This window comes from Leifsonia sp. C5G2 (assembly GCF_013359685.1).
Taxonomy (GTDB): Bacteria; Actinomycetota; Actinomycetes; order Actinomycetales; family Microbacteriaceae; genus Leifsonia.
The window spans coordinates 56844-73834 of the sequence record NZ_JABFMV010000003.1 but is presented as its reverse complement, the minus strand read 5'-3'; the positions used below and the strand labels follow the sequence as shown (position 1 = coordinate 73834).

At 73.2% G+C, this 16991-nt stretch carries 20 protein-coding genes; 6 read left to right on the top strand and 14 right to left on the bottom strand.

Annotated features, from left to right (window positions below; translation table 11 throughout):
• The first annotated feature begins 7 nt into the window (after positions 1-7).
• A complete protein-coding gene (locus HNO83_RS05040; protein WP_175336429.1) occupies positions 8-415 on the top strand; it encodes a hypothetical protein in 408 nt (135 codons plus the stop codon).
• Positions 416-431: 16 nt separating this feature from the next.
• Here HNO83_RS05040 and HNO83_RS05035 read toward each other — a convergent pair whose 3' ends face one another.
• Positions 432-1706 carry an alpha-hydroxy-acid oxidizing protein gene (locus tag HNO83_RS05035; RefSeq protein WP_175336428.1) on the bottom strand — a complete coding sequence of 425 codons (1275 nt, stop codon included), beginning with the start codon at positions 1704-1706 and terminating at the stop codon, positions 432-434.
• A gap of 108 nt (positions 1707-1814) precedes the next feature.
• Entirely contained in the window at positions 1815-2402 is a 588-nt protein-coding gene (locus HNO83_RS05030) for a LysR substrate-binding domain-containing protein (RefSeq protein WP_175336427.1), read from the bottom strand.
• A gap of 33 nt (positions 2403-2435) precedes the next feature.
• Between HNO83_RS05030 and HNO83_RS05025 the strand changes: the two genes are divergently transcribed.
• On the top strand, positions 2436-2828 hold the full coding sequence (locus HNO83_RS05025; RefSeq protein ID WP_175336426.1) for a DUF5997 family protein: 393 nt from the start codon (positions 2436-2438) through the stop codon (positions 2826-2828).
• A gap of 28 nt (positions 2829-2856) precedes the next feature.
• Here HNO83_RS05025 and HNO83_RS05020 read toward each other — a convergent pair whose 3' ends face one another.
• Positions 2857-3285, bottom strand: a complete 429-nt coding sequence (locus HNO83_RS05020) for a DUF1622 domain-containing protein (protein ID WP_175336425.1) — start codon at positions 3283-3285, stop codon at positions 2857-2859.
• 29 nt (positions 3286-3314) lie between these two features.
• Here HNO83_RS05020 and HNO83_RS05015 point away from each other — a divergent pair, with 29 nt between their 5' ends.
• Together HNO83_RS05015 and HNO83_RS05010 are read left to right on the top strand one after the other, a co-directional pair.
• Positions 3315-4817, top strand: a complete 1503-nt coding sequence (locus HNO83_RS05015) for an SDR family NAD(P)-dependent oxidoreductase (RefSeq protein ID WP_175336424.1) — start codon at positions 3315-3317, stop codon at positions 4815-4817.
• A gap of 178 nt (positions 4818-4995) precedes the next feature.
• On the top strand, positions 4996-6807 hold the full coding sequence (locus HNO83_RS05010; RefSeq protein ID WP_217498759.1) for an APC family permease: 1812 nt from the start codon (positions 4996-4998) through the stop codon (positions 6805-6807).
• 172 nt (positions 6808-6979) lie between these two features.
• Here the strand turns inward: HNO83_RS05010 and HNO83_RS05005 are convergent, their stop codons facing one another.
• Genes HNO83_RS05005 through HNO83_RS04995 form a run of 3 tightly spaced genes read right to left on the bottom strand, consistent with a single transcriptional unit; the run spans position 6980 to position 8603 of the window.
• On the bottom strand, positions 6980-7246 hold the full coding sequence (locus HNO83_RS05005) for a DUF6510 family protein (protein WP_175336423.1): 267 nt from the start codon (positions 7244-7246) through the stop codon (positions 6980-6982).
• A complete protein-coding gene (locus HNO83_RS05000) occupies positions 7243-7995 on the bottom strand; it encodes an FAD-binding oxidoreductase (RefSeq protein WP_502708421.1) in 753 nt (250 codons plus the stop codon). Before HNO83_RS05000 ends, HNO83_RS05005 begins: the two co-directional genes overlap by 4 nt.
• Positions 7996-8009: 14 nt before the next feature.
• Entirely contained in the window at positions 8010-8603 is a 594-nt protein-coding gene (locus HNO83_RS04995) for a sulfite oxidase-like oxidoreductase (RefSeq protein WP_175336422.1), read from the bottom strand.
• Positions 8604-8650: 47 nt separating this feature from the next.
• On the opposite strand from HNO83_RS04995, the gene moaA reads away from it, so the two are divergent.
• Together moaA and HNO83_RS04985 are read left to right on the top strand one after the other, a co-directional pair.
• Positions 8651-9748, top strand: a complete 1098-nt coding sequence (gene moaA / locus HNO83_RS04990; protein WP_217498737.1) for a GTP 3',8-cyclase MoaA — start codon at positions 8651-8653, stop codon at positions 9746-9748.
• Positions 9741-9986 carry a MoaD/ThiS family protein gene (locus HNO83_RS04985; protein ID WP_175336421.1) on the top strand — a complete coding sequence of 82 codons (246 nt, stop codon included), beginning with the start codon at positions 9741-9743 and terminating at the stop codon, positions 9984-9986. The genes moaA and HNO83_RS04985 overlap by 8 nt, the downstream gene beginning before the upstream one ends.
• 92 nt (positions 9987-10078) lie before the next feature.
• On the opposite strand, the gene HNO83_RS04980 is transcribed toward HNO83_RS04985, so the two are convergent.
• Genes HNO83_RS04980 through HNO83_RS04945 form a run of 8 tightly spaced genes read right to left on the bottom strand, consistent with a single transcriptional unit; the run spans position 10079 to position 16930 of the window.
• Positions 10079-11104: a sulfate/molybdate ABC transporter ATP-binding protein gene (locus tag HNO83_RS04980; protein WP_175336420.1), complete on the bottom strand. Its 1026-nt coding sequence runs from the start codon at positions 11102-11104 to the stop codon at positions 10079-10081.
• Positions 11101-11898, bottom strand: coding sequence for an ABC transporter permease (locus HNO83_RS04975; protein WP_175336419.1), 798 nt, complete (start codon positions 11896-11898; stop codon positions 11101-11103). Before HNO83_RS04975 ends, HNO83_RS04980 begins: the two co-directional genes overlap by 4 nt.
• Before the next feature lie 7 nt (positions 11899-11905).
• The gene (gene modA, locus HNO83_RS04970) at positions 11906-12709 is read right to left on the bottom strand and encodes a molybdate ABC transporter substrate-binding protein (protein WP_175336418.1); all 804 of its coding nucleotides are present in this window, start codon (positions 12707-12709) and stop codon (positions 11906-11908) included.
• Complete coding sequence (locus tag HNO83_RS04965; protein WP_175336417.1) at positions 12706-13128, bottom strand: TOBE domain-containing protein; 423 nt, start codon at positions 13126-13128, stop codon at positions 12706-12708. The genes modA and HNO83_RS04965 overlap by 4 nt, the downstream gene beginning before the upstream one ends.
• A 38-nt stretch (positions 13129-13166) precedes the next feature.
• Positions 13167-13580 (bottom strand): molybdenum cofactor biosynthesis protein MoaE, encoded by a 414-nt coding sequence (locus HNO83_RS04960; RefSeq protein WP_175336416.1) that lies wholly within the window; start codon positions 13578-13580, stop codon positions 13167-13169.
• Positions 13577-14557 carry a bifunctional molybdenum cofactor biosynthesis protein MoaC/MoaB gene (gene moaCB / locus HNO83_RS04955; protein ID WP_175336415.1) on the bottom strand — a complete coding sequence of 327 codons (981 nt, stop codon included), beginning with the start codon at positions 14555-14557 and terminating at the stop codon, positions 13577-13579. The genes HNO83_RS04960 and moaCB overlap by 4 nt, the downstream gene beginning before the upstream one ends.
• A complete protein-coding gene (locus tag HNO83_RS04950; RefSeq protein WP_175336414.1) occupies positions 14554-15768 on the bottom strand; it encodes a molybdopterin molybdotransferase MoeA in 1215 nt (404 codons plus the stop codon). Before HNO83_RS04950 ends, moaCB begins: the two co-directional genes overlap by 4 nt.
• 31 nt (positions 15769-15799) lie before the next feature.
• Complete coding sequence (locus HNO83_RS04945) at positions 15800-16930, bottom strand: ThiF family adenylyltransferase (RefSeq protein ID WP_175336413.1); 1131 nt, start codon at positions 16928-16930, stop codon at positions 15800-15802.
• Positions 16931-16991: the final 61 nt, after the last annotated feature.

Genomic DNA, 16991 nt, shown 5'->3' with positions numbered 1-16991 from the left:
AGCATCCGTGATCCACGAGGACACCGCCCGGCAGCTGCGGGCCGCGGGGCTGCGCTGGCAGCCCGCGTCAGGGGACACCTTCGCCATCGACCGGCCCGGGATGGAGGGCGAGCGGTTCACGGTCAGCGACATGACGATCGAGCCGCACCACTTCGACACCGGGACGATCCTCGGCTTCAACGGCACCACGGAGTGGGCGCTCGACTCGCTCGCGGTCGAGGACGCGCTGTGGATCCCGCGCGAGGACCAGCTGCGCGAGCTGCTCGGGGGCACGTTCCGCCACCTCGCCCGGACGCCCGACGGGTACCGGGTCACGGTGCTCCTGGAGGGGCAGGAGCGCTACTTCGAGGAGCCGGAGGCCGACGCCGCGTACGCGCAGGCGCTGCTGTCGCTGATCGGGGCGGCGGTCTCGTAGCGGGTCGTGCGTCTGCTCACGCGAGGAGGGACGCATCCACCTCGCCGATGCTGCGCGCACCGGCGAGACCGAGCGTGATGTCCAGCTCGGCGATCGTGTTGCGCAGCAGTTCGCGCACGCCCTCCTCGCCGGCCAGCGCGAGGGCGTAGACGTACGGCCGTCCGATCGCGACCGCGCGGGCTCCGAGCGCGAGCGCGACGAGGGCGTCCGATCCGCCGCGGATCCCGCTGTCGAACAGCACGGGGAGTCGGCCGCCGACCGCATCCACGACCGCGGGCAGGGCGTCCAGCGCCGCGATCTCGCCGTCGAGCTGGCGGCCGCCGTGATTCGAGACCTGCACGGCGTCGACACCGGCGTCGACGGCGCGGCGGGCGTCGTCGGGATGCAGCACGCCCTTCAGCACGATCGGGAGCCGCGTGCGCTCGCGCAGGAACGCCAGGTCGTCCCAGGTGAGGGACGGGTCGGCGAACACGTCGAGGAACGTCTCGACCGCCGCGAGCGGCTCGCCGGAGCGGAGGTTGTCGCGGAGACGACCCGGGTGGTGGCGCAGGATGCTCGCAAAGGCGGCGACCGCGGCGGGCGTCACCGTGGTCGCGGTCCGGGCGCCGCGGGCGGCCCGCTCGCGCACCAGCTCCTGGAACACGGGGTCGGACGTGTACTGCGCGATGCCGAGTCCGCGGCTGAACGGCAGGTAGCCGAGGGCGAGGTCGCGCGGGCGCCAGCCCAGAACGTGCGTGTCGAGCGTGACGACGATCGCCTCGCAGCCGGAGCGCTCGGCGCGGTCGACCAGGCTTCCGACGAGATCGCGCGACGAGCTCCAGTACAGCTGGAACCAGCGGGAGGCGCCGTGCTGCACGGCGTCCATCGCCGCGGCCGCCTCCTCCATCGGCTGCGACGCCTGGTTCGAGAGCACCGCCGGAACGCCGAGCGAGGCGGCCGCCCGCGCCGCCAGGGCATCGCCGCCGCGCCGGGCGAGCTCGAGCACGCCGATCGGCGCCAACAGTAGCGGAGTGGGGCGCCGCACGCCGAACAGCTCGATGGACAGGTCGCGGGCCGAGACATCGCGGAGCACGTTCGGCACGATGCGGCGTCGGCGGAACGCGTCGAGGTTGGCCTGCGCGGTCCGCTCCAGCCCGGCGGAGCCGGCGACGTACGCGAATGCCGCGCGCGACATCCGCCGCTGGGCCGCCCGCTCCAGCTCTGCCGCGCCGACCGGCACCCGGGGCCGCCGCCCGGCGACCCCGGCCCGGTAGATCTCGGACTGCGCCTCGCGCCCGACGCTGGAACTCATGCCCCCCATCCTGCCCCGCACCGCATCCCATGGAAGCCGCCTGGTGGACGCGACACGCCGTGGACGCGGCGGTCGCGGCGGCGTGTCGCGTCAACCGGGCGCGCGGCGTCAGCGGCGGCGCTTGCGGGCGCGCGCGCCGCCGGCCCGCTCGCGGGCGGCGACGTCGGGGTTGCGGGAGCTGTGCGCGGTTCGGCCGCGGACGATGCCGATGAACTCGTCGACCAGGGGATGCTGGCCCTCGCGCGGCCAGGTGAGGCCGATCCTGCTCTGCGGGGCGTCCTCCAGCCGGAGGGCGACCACGTCGCGCCGCCGCAGAGCTTTCGCGACGGACGCGGGCAGCAGCGCGACGCCGTCGCCCGACGCGACGCGACGCATCAGCGCCTCCGAGGGCTCCCCGGTCACGCGCGGCTCGTCGTCGAAATCGGCCAGCTGCCAGGTCTCCTCGAGCGTCAGCAGGTGCTCGTGGTGCACGACGGCCACCACATCCTCCGCGTACAGCGGGATGAGGTGCCGCTGGTCGTCGGGCTCCGCGTCCCGTGCGAACACCATGTCGGCCTCGCCCGCCGCCAGGGCCGCGAGGGGGTCGTCGCTCGGCCGCACCACCAGCTCCACGCGGGGGAAGCACTGCTCGAAGGCGCGCGTCCACTTGCCGACGGTCACGCCGAGCGGGAAGGCAACGCGGAAGGGGGAGGACACCTCACGAGGGTAGCGAACGGTAGCCTTGAGCACATGAAGGCGCAGACCATGAAGGCGGCCACCGCGGCCAAGAAGCTCGGCATCTACCTGCCGGCGGCGCCGGAGGACTTCCGCGACCGCGAGATCAGCCGCACCGAGCTGGACGCGCTGGTCGCCGAGCCGCCGGAGTGGCTGCAGACCCTGCGCGCCGACGGCCCGCACCCGCGCGACGTGGTCGCCCGCAAGCTGGGCGTCTCCAACTCCGGGCTCGCCCGCGGCGGCATCACCGAGGCCCTGACCACCGCGCAGATCAAGGACCTGCTGGCCGACCCGCCCGAGTGGCTCGTCGCCGAGCGCGCGACCCAGGCCGCGGTGCGGGCGGAGAACGCCCGCGTCAAGCAGCGCGACGCCGAGCGCGCGGCACGGTGGGCGGCCGAGGAGCGCTAATCACGGCGCGCTAGTCACGCAGCGCTCGTCACATCCCCGCCGGCTGCTCGCCGCCGTCGGGCGTGCGCATCGCCGACCGCGCCGCGTGCGCCACGACGGACGGCCCGGTGGTGAGCAGCGCCCGCTTCCACGGCGCGACACCGTCGATCTCCACCTGCAGCGAGAAGCTCAGGATGGTGCGGATGAGGACGATGATCCCCAGCACCAGCGCATCGGTCAGCGACGGGGTCGACGTCACGGTCTTGACCAAGTCCGCCGCGACCAGGATCTCCAGCCCCAGCAGGATCACCCCGCCGAAGCTCTCCCGCAGCGTCCGGAACGCGACCGCCCCGCTGCGCTGACGCCGCCAGGCGACCAGCGCGAGCACGATCGCGACGACGAAACCGACCGCCATCGCCGCGACGCCGGCGAACTCGAACGCTATGCCGGTCGCCTCGAAGAACGCATGCGCATCCATGCGTTCATGGTGCCACGTAGAATCTTCCGGTGCCTCCCGAAACCCCGGCCGCGTCCGGCATCGACCCCGACGATCTCGCGGCGACCCTCCGCGTGCTCGAGCGACTCCACGAGCTCGAGCACGACCATCCCGACTTCGTCGCCGTCCGGCGTGCGACCGGCCACATGTTCAAGGCGGTCAAGCAGGAGCGTCGGCGCACCCTGCGGCAGCAGGTGCAGGACGCCGACAAGGCCGTCATCGCGGCGACCGCGACCGGTGCCCCCGACCGCATCGACGACGAGACCCGCGGCCGTGAGCTGACCTCCAGCAGCACCGGATCGCGCACCGCGGGCACCCTGATCACCTCGCGCGCCTGCTACATCTGCAAGCAGCACTACACCGAGGTCGACTGGTTCTACCACCAGCTCTGTCCGTCGTGCGCGGCGTTCAGCCACGCCAAGCGCAACGCGCGCACCGACCTGACCGGCAAGCGCGCGCTGCTCACCGGCGGCCGGGCGAAGATCGGCATGCACATCGCGCTGCGGCTGCTGCGCGACGGCGCCCACCTGACGATCACGACCCGGTTCCCGCGGGATGCGGTGCGCCGCTTCTCCCAGCTGTCCGACGCGGGGCAGTGGATCGACCGGCTGCGCGTCGTCGGCATCGACCTGCGCGACCCCGCCCAGGTGATCGCCCTCGCGGACTCCGTCGCCGAGCGCGGTCCGCTCGACATCCTGATCAACAACGCCGCGCAGACCGTCCGGCGCTCGCCGGGCGCGTACTCGCTGCTCGCCGAGGCGGAGACCCAGCCGCTGCCCGACGGGCCGCTGCCTGAGCTGGAGACGTTCGGCCACACCGCCGACCCGCATCCGCTCGCGCTGGAACGGTCGGTCGCGGCGCACCCGCTGCTCTCCGCCGCCGACGTGCGCGGCACGATCGCCGAGCTGGCCGGCGCCGCCGCGCTCACCGCCGACGACCTGGCCAGCGCCGCGATGGCCGCGGGCTCGTCCTCGCTCGCCCGGCACGCCGACGGAACGGCCATCGACGCGGGCGGACTCGTCCCGGATGTGGCGCGCGTCAACTCCTGGACCCAGGCCATCGGCTCCATCGATGCGCTCGAACTGCTCGAGGTCCAGCTGTGCAACCAGACCGCGCCGTTCATCCTGATCGACCGCCTCCGGCCGTCGCTGGCCGCAGCCGGGCGCTCCTACGTCGTCAACGTGTCGGCGATGGAAGGCGTCTTCGGCCGCCGCTACAAGGGCGCGGGGCACCCGCACACGAACATGTCGAAGGCCGCCCTGAACATGCTGACCCGCACGAGCGCGGAGGAGCTGTTCCAGAGCGACGGCATCCTGATGACGAGCGTCGACACGGGATGGATCACCGACGAGCGGCCGCACCACACCAAGGTGCGCCTCGCCGAGGAGGGCTTCCACGCCCCGCTCGACCTGGTCGACGGCGCCGCACGGGTCTACGACCCGATCGTCCGCGGCGAGGCGGGCGAGGACCTGCACGGCGTCTTCCTGAAGGACTACAGTGTCTCGGCCTGGTGAGCAGTACGCTGACGACGTGAGCGAGATCCCCGTGCCCGGCCAGGCGCGCCCCGTGCCGAAGGCGACGAAGGGCGGCAGCCTCCGGCACTGGCTGCTCACCGGCCTCGTGGACGAGCGCGGCACCCAGCAGGGACCGCACGGCCGCAACCCCGAGCGCACCCACCCGTGGTGGCAGGTCATGTGCCTCACCGGCGTCGACTACTTCTCCACCCTCGGCTACCAGCCCGCGATCGCGGCGCTCGCGGCCGGGTTGATCTCGCCGTTCGCGACGCTCGTGCTGGTCGCGCTGACCCTGCTCGGCGCCCTCCCGGTGTACCGCAGGGTCGCGCGCGAGAGCTTCAAGGGCTCCGGTTCGATCGCCATGCTCGAGCGGCTGCTGCCGTGGTGGGCGGGCAAGCTCCTCGTGCTGGTGCTGCTCGGCTTCGCGGCGACGGACTTCATGATCACGATCACGCTGTCCGCCGCGGACGCCTCGGCGCACGCCATCGAGAACCCGTTCGCGCCCGACTGGTTCCACGGCAACAACGTGCTGATCACGCTGTTCCTGCTGGCCCTCCTCGGGGCGGTGTTCCTGAAGGGCTTCAAGGAGGCCATCGGCATCGCGGTGGTGCTGGTCGCGGTCTACCTGGCGCTCAACGTGGTGGTGGTCGGCGTCTCGATCGTGCAGGTCTTCCTGCACCCGACGGCGGTGACCGACTGGTCGGAGGCGCTGTTCCGGCAGAACGGCAACCCGCTGATCATCGTCGGGGTCGCGCTGCTGGTGTTCCCCAAGCTCGCGCTGGGACTGTCCGGCTTCGAGACCGGCGTCGCGGTGATGCCGCAGATCAAGGGACGGCCGGACGACGACCCCGCGTACCCGAAGGGGCGCATCCGCGGTGCAGGCAATCTGCTCACCACGGCGGCCATCATCATGAGCGTCTTCCTGATCACGTCGAGCTTCACCACGACGCTGCTCATCCCGCAGCGGGAGTTCCAGCCGGGCGGGCAGGCCAACGGCCGCGCGCTCGCCTACCTCGCGCACGAGTACCTGGGCAACGGCTTCGGGACGATCTACGACATCTCCACCATCCTCATCCTGTGGTTCGCGGGAGCGTCGGCCATGGCCGGCCTGCTCAACCTGGTGCCGCGCTACCTGCCGCGGTACGGGATGGCGCCGCAGTGGGCGCGCGCCGTGCGGCCCCTGGTGCTCGTCTTCACGGCCATCGCGTTCCTCATCACGCTGATCTTCCAGGCCAGCGTGGACGCGCAGGGCGGTGCGTACGCGACCGGCGTGCTGGTGCTCATCACGTCGGCCTCCCTCGCGGTGACCCTGTCGGCGCGCCGCAAGCGGCAGCCGAAGCGGATGTGGACGTTCGGGCTGATCACGGCGATCTTCGTCTACACGACCATCGACAACATCATCGAACGGCCGGACGGCCTGCGCATCGCGGCGCTGTTCATCCTCGGCATCCTGACCGTGTCGATCGTGTCGCGGATCGGGCGGTCGTTCCAGCTGCGCGCCACCTCGGTGACCTTCGACGTGACGGCGCTCGACTTCATCCTGGAGGACGCTGAGGAGGGCGAGATCCGCATCATCTCGCACGAGCCCGACGTGGACACCACGAAGGAGTACGAGCAGAAGAACAAGGACGAGCGGAAGTTCAGCCACATCCCGCAGCGCTCCCGCACGATCTTCCTGGAGGTGCTGCAGTCGGACTCCTCGGACTTCGAGGAGGACCTGGTGGTGCAGGGCGTGGTGAAGCACGGCTACCGGGTGCTGCAGGTCCGCAGCGGCAACGTGCCGAACACGATCGCGGCGGTGCTCATCGAGATCCGCGACGTCACCGGCGTCGTGCCGACGATCTACTTCGAGTGGACCGAGGGCAACCCGATCTCGAACATGTTCCGCTACCTGATCACCGGCGTCGGCGAGGTCGCCCCCGTCACCCGCGAGGTCCTCCGCGAGGCCGAGCGCGACGTCAAGCGCCGCCCCGCCGTCCACGTCTCCTGACGCTGCCGCTGGCCGCGATTCGTGACGAATCGCGCCGTTTCGTGACGAATGGCGCCGTTTCGTCACGAACGGCGCATGAGCTCAGCGCGACATGCGGCGGCGATTCGTCACGAATGAGGGCGATTCGTCACGAACGGCGGCGATTGGTGACGAGTGAGCGCACGGGTGGGGGTTACTCGACGGGGAACTCGAGCCAGGCTAGGCCGCGGAGGTCGAGGCAGAGGCGACCGGCGCGCTCGGCGGCGACGGCGAGCACGTCGCCGCAGACGGAGCAGCGCAGGATGAGGCCGTGCTCGTCCACGTAGACCCTGCCGCGTGCGACCACCGACTCGTCGCCGCAGTTGACGCACTGGCCGACCGCGGTGGTGATGTCGGCCGCGAACACCTCCGACAGCAGCCCGGCGGCGGCGTTGCCGTCGAGATAGTCATGGTTCGTCATGGCGTCCCTCCGATGCCGCCGTAGCGCTCGGTGCGGATGCGCGCCGGGTCGTGACCCGCGTCGACCAGCCAGCCGGAGACCGCCTCGACGAACGGCGTCGACCCGCAGATGAAGAAAGTGGGGGAGTCGGAGGCCGGCAGCACGTGCTGCATGATGCCTTCGGCGCTCAGGCGGCCGGGCTTCGTCTCCGAGTCTGCCGGCGCCTGCCGCGTGTAGACGTAGTCGACGTGGAGCGGCGCCGCGGCATCGGCCGCGAGCCCCGCGAGCTCGTCGGTGTAGTACCCGGAGAACGGGGTGCGCACCGAGTACAGCATCCGGAACGGCGCGGTACTGGCTGCGGCCGCGTGCGCCCGCGCCATCGACATGAGCGGCACGACGCCCGATCCGCCGGCGATCAGCTGCACCGGGCCGCTGTCGCCCGGCCGCCAGACGAACCAGCCGCCGACCGGACCGCGCACCTCCAGCTGATCGCCCTTCTGGAGGCCGCGCACCAGGTAGGGCGAGACCTCGCCGTCGGCGAGCTCTTCGACCGTCAGCTCCAGCTCGTCGTCCGGAAGCTCGTGCGGCTCGAGTGCTCCCCGCCCGCCGCCGGAGGCGATCGAGTACGACCGCACCGCCTGGTACCCGTCCGGCGCGGTCAGCCGGATGTCGACGTGCTGACCGGCCAGGTGGCCGTGCAGGCCCGGGATGCGCAGCCGGATGGTGCGGGCCGTCGGGGTCTCCATCCGCGTGTCGACCACGTCGGCCACCCGCCATACGCTGCTCACCAGTAGCGCTGTTCCTTCCACGGGTCGCCGTACATGTTGTAGCCGTTCTGCTCCCAGAAGCCCGGCTGGTCCTGCGGCAGCATCTGCAGCCCGTTGACCCACTTGGCGCTCTTCCAGAAGTACAGGTGCGGCACCAGCAGCCGGGCGGGCCCGCCGTGCTCGGGCTCCAGGTCCTTCCCGTCGAACGAGTGCGCGACCCAGGCCTTCCCGTTCAGCAGGTCGGCGAGGGGCACGTTGGTCGTGTAGCCGCCGTAGCTGTGCGCCATCGTGTACTCGAACGAGGTGTCGACATCCTTGAACAGCGTGTCGAGTGCGACGCCGCGCCACGACGTCCCGAGCTTCGACCAGCTGGTGACGCAGTGGATGTCGGTGCTCACGTCCTCCTGCGGGAGCGCCAGGAACTCGTCCCAGCTCCAGCGGTGCACGGCGCCCTTCTCGGTGGTGATCGTGAACGCCCAGTCGTCTTTGGCGATGCGGGGCGTCGGCCCGGCGGAGAGCACCGGGAAGCCCTCGGTCAGATACTGACCGGGAGGGAGGCGGGGGTCGTCGGTCCTCCGACGGCCGAGGAAGCCGGACGAGATGATTCCCATTCCGGCAGCTTATTGCCGTGGCCGCCCGCCGGTCTATGGTGAAGAGCATGACGGCCGTGAATCTGGGACTCCCGCTGCGGGCCGCGTCGCGCCCCGAGCCGGCTCCCGGCGGCATGCCGAGCCTCGCCGGGCGGCCGGAGCATCCCGGGCTCGTCGACCGCTTCGGGCGTGTCGCGCGCGACCTGCGGGTGTCGGTGACCGAGAAGTGCTCGCTGCGCTGCACCTACTGCATGCCCGCGGAGGGCCTGCCCGCGATCCCGCGCGACGACCTGCTGACCGCGACGGAGATCGCGCGGCTGGTGCGGATCGGCGTGCGCGACCTGGGCGTGCGCGAGGTCCGGTTCACCGGGGGCGAGCCGCTGATGCGCGCCGACCTGGCGGAGATCATCGGACGCTCGGCGGAGGCCGCGCCCGGCATCGACCTCTCGATCACGACCAACGGCATCGGGCTGGACCACCGGATCCACTCGCTCGTGGAGGCCGGCCTCACCCGCGTGAACGTGTCGCTCGACACGGTCGACCGCGAGCACTTCGCCCGGCTGACCCGCCGCGACCGGCTCCCGGCCGTGCTCGCGGGCATCCGGGCCGCGCACGAGGCCGGGATGACCCCGCTCAAGCTGAATGCCGTGATGATGCGGGACACGCTGCACGACGCCGCGGAGCTGCTCGCCTGGGCGCTGGAGAACGGCTGCCGGCTCCGCTTCATCGAGCAGATGCCGCTCGACGCCGACCGCTCGTGGCTGCGCGAGAACATGGTGTCGGCCGAGGAGCTGCTCGCGGTGCTGGGGGAGCGGTTCACCCTCGTGGAGGCGGGCCGCGACGACCCGCACGCGCCGGCCGAGGAGTGGCGCGTCGAGGGCTGGACGGTGGGCGGCGCCCCGGCGACCGTCGGCATCATCGCGTCGGTCACGCGCTCGTTCTGCGCGGCGTGCGACCGCACCAGGATCACCGCCGAGGGCACGGTGCGTTCGTGCCTCTTCGGCGACGACGAGACCGACCTGCGCGGGCTGCTGCGCGGCGGGGCCGACGACAGCGAGATCGCGCGCTGGTGGCAGGCGGCGATGTGGGGCAAGCAGGCCGGGCACGGGATGGACGCGGCCGGGTTCGCCCCGCCGGTGCGGAGCATGGGGGCGATCGGTGGCTGAGGTCGTCGTGCGGTACTTCGCGGCGGCGGAGGAGGCGGCCGGGAGGCCCGAGGAGCGGATCGAGGTGGCCGACGCGACCGTCGGCGGCCTGCAGGCCGTGCTGGTGGCCCGCTACGGCGACGCCATGGAGCGCGTGGTGCGGTCGGGCTCGTTCCTGGTCGGCGGCGTCGTCTCGCGCGACCCCTCCCGCGAGGTGACCGGCATCGTCGACGTCCTCCCACCCTTCGCCGGCGGCTGAACCCCGCACCCCTCTCAACCCCGCCGCTGAGGTGCTCGTAGGTGCGCGATCTCGGGCCGAGGGGCGACATCTGCGAGCACCTCGGCGGAGGATCAGGCGGGGTAGAGGGTGACGGCGGACGGCGGGACGGTCAGGGCGACGGGGTCGCCGACGCGCAGGCGGAGGTCTGCGACGTCGGCGGGCGGCACCAGCGCGTCGAGGCGGTCGGTGCGCACGCGCACGAGGTCGGCCTGCGGTTCGAGCGCGGTGACCTCCGCGGCGATCGACCCGGAGCCCGGCGGCGTCAGCCGCACGGCGGACGGGCGCACCGCCGCGAGTACAGGAGCGCCCTGCCCGACCGGCTCGACGGGCTCGCCGGGGAGCAGCATCCCGTCGTCGCCGCGCATCCCGTCGGGCGTGCGGACGCCGCGCACCAGCGTCAGCCCGGAGAGCTCCGCCGTGAACGGATGCCGCGGCCGCTCCAGCACGCGCCGCGTCGGGCCCTCCTCCACCACGCGGCCGTCGTGCATGACCGCCACCCGGTCGGCGAGCAGGTAGGCGTCGAGCGCGTCGTGCGTCACGAGGACCGTCGTGCGGCCCGCGAGCACATCGGAGAGCATCCCGCGCACGTCGGCCGCGACCGCCACGTCGAGGGCCGACAGGGGTTCGTCGAGGAGGAGCAGGCGGGGCTCCGCGGCGAGCGCGCGGGCGATGGCGACGCGCTGCGCCTGCCCGCCGGAGAGCTCGGCCGGGCGCCGGTCGGCGAACGCGTCGGTCGCCGTGCGCCGCAGCCACTCGTCGGCCAGCGCGCCCGCCTCCGAACGCGTCGCGCCGGAGGAGCGCGGGCCGAACGCGACGTTGTGCCGCACGATCAGGTGCGGGAAGAGCAGGGCCTCCTGTGCCAGTAGGGCGACCCCGCGGCGGTGCGGCGGGCTCCAGGTGCCGGGCAGCTCGAACAGCACGTCGTCGCCGAGCGTCGCGCTCCCGCGGTCGGGGCGGACGAGCCCGGCGAGCATCCCGAGCACGGTCGACTTGCCGGCGCCATTCGGGCCGAGCACGGCCAGGGTCTCGCCGTCGTCGAGCGACAGCGAGACGGCGACGTCGCGCGCGTCCAGCGCGGCGTCCAGCCGCAGGCTCACGCGTCGCTCCGTGCGGCCCGCCACGGCCGCACCCGCTCGCCGGCGCCGTGCGCGACGGCGACCACGGCGATCGCGACGGCGATGAGCACGAGCGAGAGGGCGACCGCCGCATCCGGGTCGGTCTCCCGCTGCAGGTAGATCTCCAGCGGCAGGGTGCGCGTCACGCCCTGCAGGCTGCCGGCGAAGGTGAGCGTCGCGCCGAACTCGCCGAGCGCCCGCGCGAACGACAGGATGGCGCCGGACACCACCGCTGGGAGCACCAGCGGCAGCGTTACCCGGAACAGCACAGCCGACGGGCGCGCGCCGAGCGTCGCCGCCACCGCCTCGTAGCGCTCGCCCGCGGAGCGCAGCGCGCCCTCCAGGCTGAGCACGAGGAACGGCAGCGCGACGAACGTCTGCGCGATCACGACCGCGGGGGTCGAGAACGCCACGTCGAGCGCGCCGCCGAGCAGCCCGCGCCGGCCGTAGAGGGCGAGGAGCGCGAGGCCGCCGACGACCGGCGGCAGCACGAGCGGCAGCAGCACGATCGCGCGCACCACCCGCTGCCCGGCGAACGGCACGCGCGCCAGCACCACCGCCATCGGGACGCCCAGCACCAGGCAGCCGGCCGTGGCCAGCAGCGAGGTGCGCAGGCTGAGGAGCAGCGCATCCACCGACGACGGGGATGCGATCAGCGGCAGGAAGTGCAGCCAGTCGACCCGGAGTGCCATCGCGATCAGCGGCAGCACCACGAAGAGGGCACCCACCGCGGCGACGGCGAGCACCCAGCGGGGGACGCCGAGACGGACGTTCATCGGCGGCTCACGGCAGCCCGAAGCCTTCGGCCCGCAGCGCCGATCGGCCGGACGGACCGGTGACGAACGCGACGAACGCGGCGGCTCCGGCCGGGTTGGGGGCGTGCGCGACGGTCGCGAGCGGGTACACGTTGACCGTCTTCGCCGCCTCCGGGAACGGCACCGAGGCGACCTTGCTACCCGCGCCCTTCACATCGGTCGCGTAGACGACACCGGCGTCGGCCTCGCCGGAGATCACCTTGCCGAGCACGTCGGTCACCGACGACTCCTGGCTCACCGGCGTCAGCGTCACGCCCGCCGACTTCTCGACCGCCGCGGTCGCGGTGCCGCACGGCACCTGGGGCGCGCAGATCACCGTCTTGACCGACGGGGAGGCGAGGTCGGCGAAGCTCTTCACGTGCGCGGGATTGCCGGCCGGCACGGCGATGGCGAGCACATTCGTCGCGAAATCCACCGGTTTGCCGTCGATCGTCCCCGCATCCACCGCCTTCGTCATGTTCTTCTCGTCGGCGGACGCGAACACGTCGGCCGGGGCACCGGCGGTCAGCTGCGAGACGAGGTCGGAGGATCCGGCGAACGAGAAGGAGACCGTCGCTCCGGGATGCGCGGCCTCGAACTCCTTCCCGAGCCGGGTGAACGTCGCGGTGAGGGAGGCGGCCGCGAACACCGTCACGGTGCCGTGGACATCGTCGGCGGACCGCGTGGGTGTCCCGGAGGCGCCGGGGCCGGCGGCGGCCGTGCTGCAGCCGCTCAGCAGCAGCCCAGCGGCCACTGCCAGGACGACGGCGGCGCGCAGTCGTGGGCGCGTCACCGCGACACCGCCGGACCGCCGTGGCCCGCGGGCGCCTCCACGATCACGTTGGTCGCCTTCACGACGGCGACCGCCACCGATCCGAGCTCCAGCCCGAGGTCGCGAACCGCGTCGCTGCTGATGAGCGAGACCACGCGGTGCGGGCCGCACTGCAGCTCCACCTTCGCCATCACCGTGTCCACGACGATGTCGGTCACCAGCCCGACGAAGCGGTTGCGGGCCGAGCCGGCGACGCCCGACGGGTCGGAGGGCAGCACGGCGTTCTGCCGGGCGAGCTGCGCGAGCTCGAGACCGTCCACCACCGTCCGTCCGCTGTCGTCGCGGGTGCTGCCGAGCAGCCCCGCCTCGATCCAGCGGCGAACGGTGTCGTCGCTCACACCGAGGTAGAGCGCGGCGTCCTTGATCCGTATCTGCGGCACGAGGTCCAGCCTAGAACCGCAGGTGCGGATGCGGAAGCCTAAAGGCCGACCCACTCCGAGGCGCCGTCGGAGAAGTGCTGCCGCTTCCAGATCGGCACCCGCGCCTTGATGATCTCGACCAGCTCGGCGCACGCCGCGAACGCCTCCGCCCGGTGCGGGGCCGCGACCGCGGCGATGAGCGCCAGGTCGCCGATCGTCAGCGAGCCGATGCGGTGCTGCGCGGCGACCCGCAGGCCGCTGGTGCGAGCCACCTCCTCGCAGCACGCCCGGAGGAAGTCCTCGGCGTCGGGATGCGCCCGGTAGTCGAGCGAGACGACGCCCTTCCCGCCGTCGTGATCGCGGACGACGCCCCGGAACGACACGACGGCTCCCGCCTCCGCACGCCAGACGAACTCGTCGACGGTGGACGGGTCGAGCGGGTCCGCCGTGACGGTGGCGAGGATGTCGCTCACGAGTGGTCGCCTCCGCGCAGCTGGTCCAGAAGATGGGGGAGCAGGTCGTCGAGCACCGCCAGCCCATCGGCGACACCGCCGCGCGAGCCAGGGAGGTTGACCACCAGGGTCGAACCGGCCACCCCGACCCGGCCGCGGCTGAGCGCCGCCAGCGGGGTCGCCGCGGCGCCGCGCGCCCGCAGCGCCTCCTCGATGCCGGGCAGCTCTCGGTCGAGCAGGGCCGCCGTCGCCTCCGGCGTCCGGTCGGTCGGCGAGACACCGGTGCCACCGGTCGTGATGAGCACCAGGGGACGCTCGGCGACGGCGGCGCGCAGGGCCGCGTCCACCTCGGCGTCGGCGACGACCCGGACGTCGGCGGGAAGCCGGCGCTCGGCCAGCCAGTCCGCGATCACCGGCCCGGTCGTGTCCTCGTAGACGCCGCGGGCGGCGCGGGTGGAGGCGACCAGCACGATCGCGGGATGGGTCGTCTCGGGCTGTGCCGGGGCCACCGCCGAGGGCTCGCCGTCCCGCCGCCACTCGCCGCGCTTCCCGCCGCTCTTCGCGACGAGCCGGACGTCGGTGAGCATCGCTGCCGGGTCCACCGCCTTCACCATGTCGTGCAGCGTGAGCCCCGCGACCGCGACCGCGGTGAGCGCCTCCATCTCCACGCCGGTGCGGCCGTGCGTGCGTGCGACGACCTCGATCTCGATGGCGCCGGCGTCGGCGTCCAGCTCGAAGTCGACGCGCACGCCGTTCAGCGGGAGCGGGTGGCAGAGCGGGATGAGCTCGCTCGTGCGTTTCGCCCCGCCGATCCCGGCGATGCGGGCGGTGGCGAGCACGTCCGCCTTGGGCAGGTCGTCGGCGGCCACCAGCCGGACCACCTCCGGGGTGGTCACGAAGCGGCCGCGCGCGACCGCCTCCCGGTCGGTCTCCGGCTTGCCTCCGACATCGACCATGCGTGCACGGCCGTCGGCGTCGAGGTGGGTCAACTGCGTCATAGCGTCCAGACTGTCACGGCGGAGCCCGCGTCGAGCGCCTCCGCCTCCACGGGCACGTCGATGAGCACGTCGGCCTTGGCCATCGCCGCGACCAGGTGCGACGAGGGACCGGCGACCGGGGCGACGCCGCCGCCCTCGTCGAGCCGGCCGCGCAGGAACTGCCGGCGGCCGGGGACCGAGCGCACGGCTTCGGTGAGCGTCGCCCGCTGCGGCGGCAGCGGCGGCAGCCCGGCGGCGGCGCGCAGCGGCCCGCGCAGGAACACGGCGAACGACACCTGCGTGCTGACCGGGTTGCCCGGGAACGCGACCACCGGCACGCCGTCGATCACCGCGGTCGCCTGCGGTCCGCCCGGCTGCATCGCCACCGACGTCACGTCCGCCCCGCGGGGCAGCAGCACCTCGCGTACCACCTCGTAGGCGCCCTTCGAGATGCCGCCGGAGGTGATGACGAGGTCGCTCGACCGGATCGCGTCATCCAGGATGCGGGCGAAGGCGCCGGGATCGTCGTCGCTGCTCGCGCGCAGCGAGACGACGGCCCCGGCCTCCTCCACGAGCGACGCGAGCGCGATGCCGTTGGCGTCGAAGACCTGCCCGTGCGCGGGCGATCCGGAGGTCACGAGCTCCGATCCGGTGGTCAGGACGGCGACGTGCAGCCGTGCGCGCACGTGCACCGTCTCGACGCCCGCGGCCGCGAGCGCCGCCAGGTGCCGGGGCGCGAGCCGGGTCCCTTCGGGCACGAGCACCTCGCCGCGGCGGACGTCGCTGCCGCGCTCGCGGACGTACTCGCCGGCGCTGCGGGAGCGGCGGATCTCGACGACCGCGCCCTCCAGGTCGTCGTCGCGCCCGAGGACCAGCTCGGTGTCCTCCACCGGGACGATCGCGTCGGCTCCCGTCGGCACGGGGGCGCCGGTCATGATGCGAAGCGCCGTGCCGGCGATCAGGGTCACCGGGCTGGTGTGGCCGGCCGGGATGTCGCCGCTCACCTCCAGCGCGACCGGGACCGAGTGGATGTCGGCCGCCCGCACCGCGTACCCGTCCATCTGGGAGTTGCGGAACAGCGGCAGGTCGACCTCCGACCGCACCTCGCCCGCGGTGACGCGGCCGAGGGCATCGGCCAGCGGCACGGTCTCGACGGAGGGTTCGTCGCTGAGCGGCTCCAGCATCCGCGCGACGATCCCGGCATGCTCCTCGACGCTGCGCGCTGTGGTCATGGGTTCAGTATCCCGCGCCGGCCGTCCACGGTCAGTACCGGGGGAGGCTCGGGTCGACATCGCGCGCCCACGCCTCGATTCCGCCGGCGAGGACGAGGCCGGGCGCCCCGGCGCCATCGAGCAGCTGCCGGGCGGTCTCGGCGCGGATGCCGTGGTGGCAGACGATCACGAGCGGTCCCTCGGGGAGCCGGGCCGCGACCCCTTCCGGGTCGCGCTCGATCACGCCGAGCGGCACCAGCAGCGAGCCGGGCAGCTCCACGATGTCGGCCTCCCACGGCTCGCGCACGTCGAGCAGCGTGTGCGGTTCGCCCGCGAGCAGCCGCGCGTGGAGCTCGGCGGGCGACATCGTGTCGGTAACCCCGCAGAACAGGTCATAGTCGATGAGCCCGGTGACCGGCTCGGCCTCCGGGTCGCGCGCGTAGGCGAGCTCGCGGAACGTGCCGCGCAGGCCGTCGTGGACGACGACGCGGCCGAGCAGCGGGTCGCCCGTGCCGGTGACGAGCAGGATCGCCTGGCTGACCATCAGGCCCCCGATGACGCCGCACACCGACGGCAGCGCCCCTGCCTCCGCGCAGCTGGCCACACTGCCCGGAGCCGGAGGCACCGGGAACAGGTCGCGGTAGGTCGGCCCCTGCACCGCCCAGCTGAGGCCGGCCTGGCCGCCGGTCTGGTGCACGGCGCCCCAGACGACGGGGATGCCGGCGAACGTCGCCGCGTCGTCGACCAGGTACCGGGTCGGGAAGTTGTCGCTGCCGTCGAGCACGAGGTCGTAGCCGGAGAGGACCTCCCGCGCGTTCTCGGAGGTCAGCCGTTCGGCGAGCAGCCGGACCTCGATCGTGTCGTCGAGCGCGCGCACGGTCTCCGCCGCCGACTCCACCTTGGCCCGACCGACGTCGGACGGGGTGTGGATGGCCTGGCGCGGCAGGTTGCTCGGCTCCACGCGGTCGTCGTCGACGATGCCGATCGTTCCGAACCCGGCCGAGGCGAGGAGCGGCAGCACCGCGGAGCCCAGCCCGCCCGCACCGACGATGAGCACGCGCGCGGCACGCAGTCGGCGCTGGGCCACCGGCCCGAAGCCGGGCAGCTGCGTGGTGCGGGCGTACCGGGCGGTGCGCTCCGGCGTCAGCTCGGGACCGGGTTCGACCAGGGGCGGGAGGGCCATGATCTCAGCCAATCACACCCGCGGCCCGGTTCCCACCGCGCTGCCTCAGACGACGGTGACG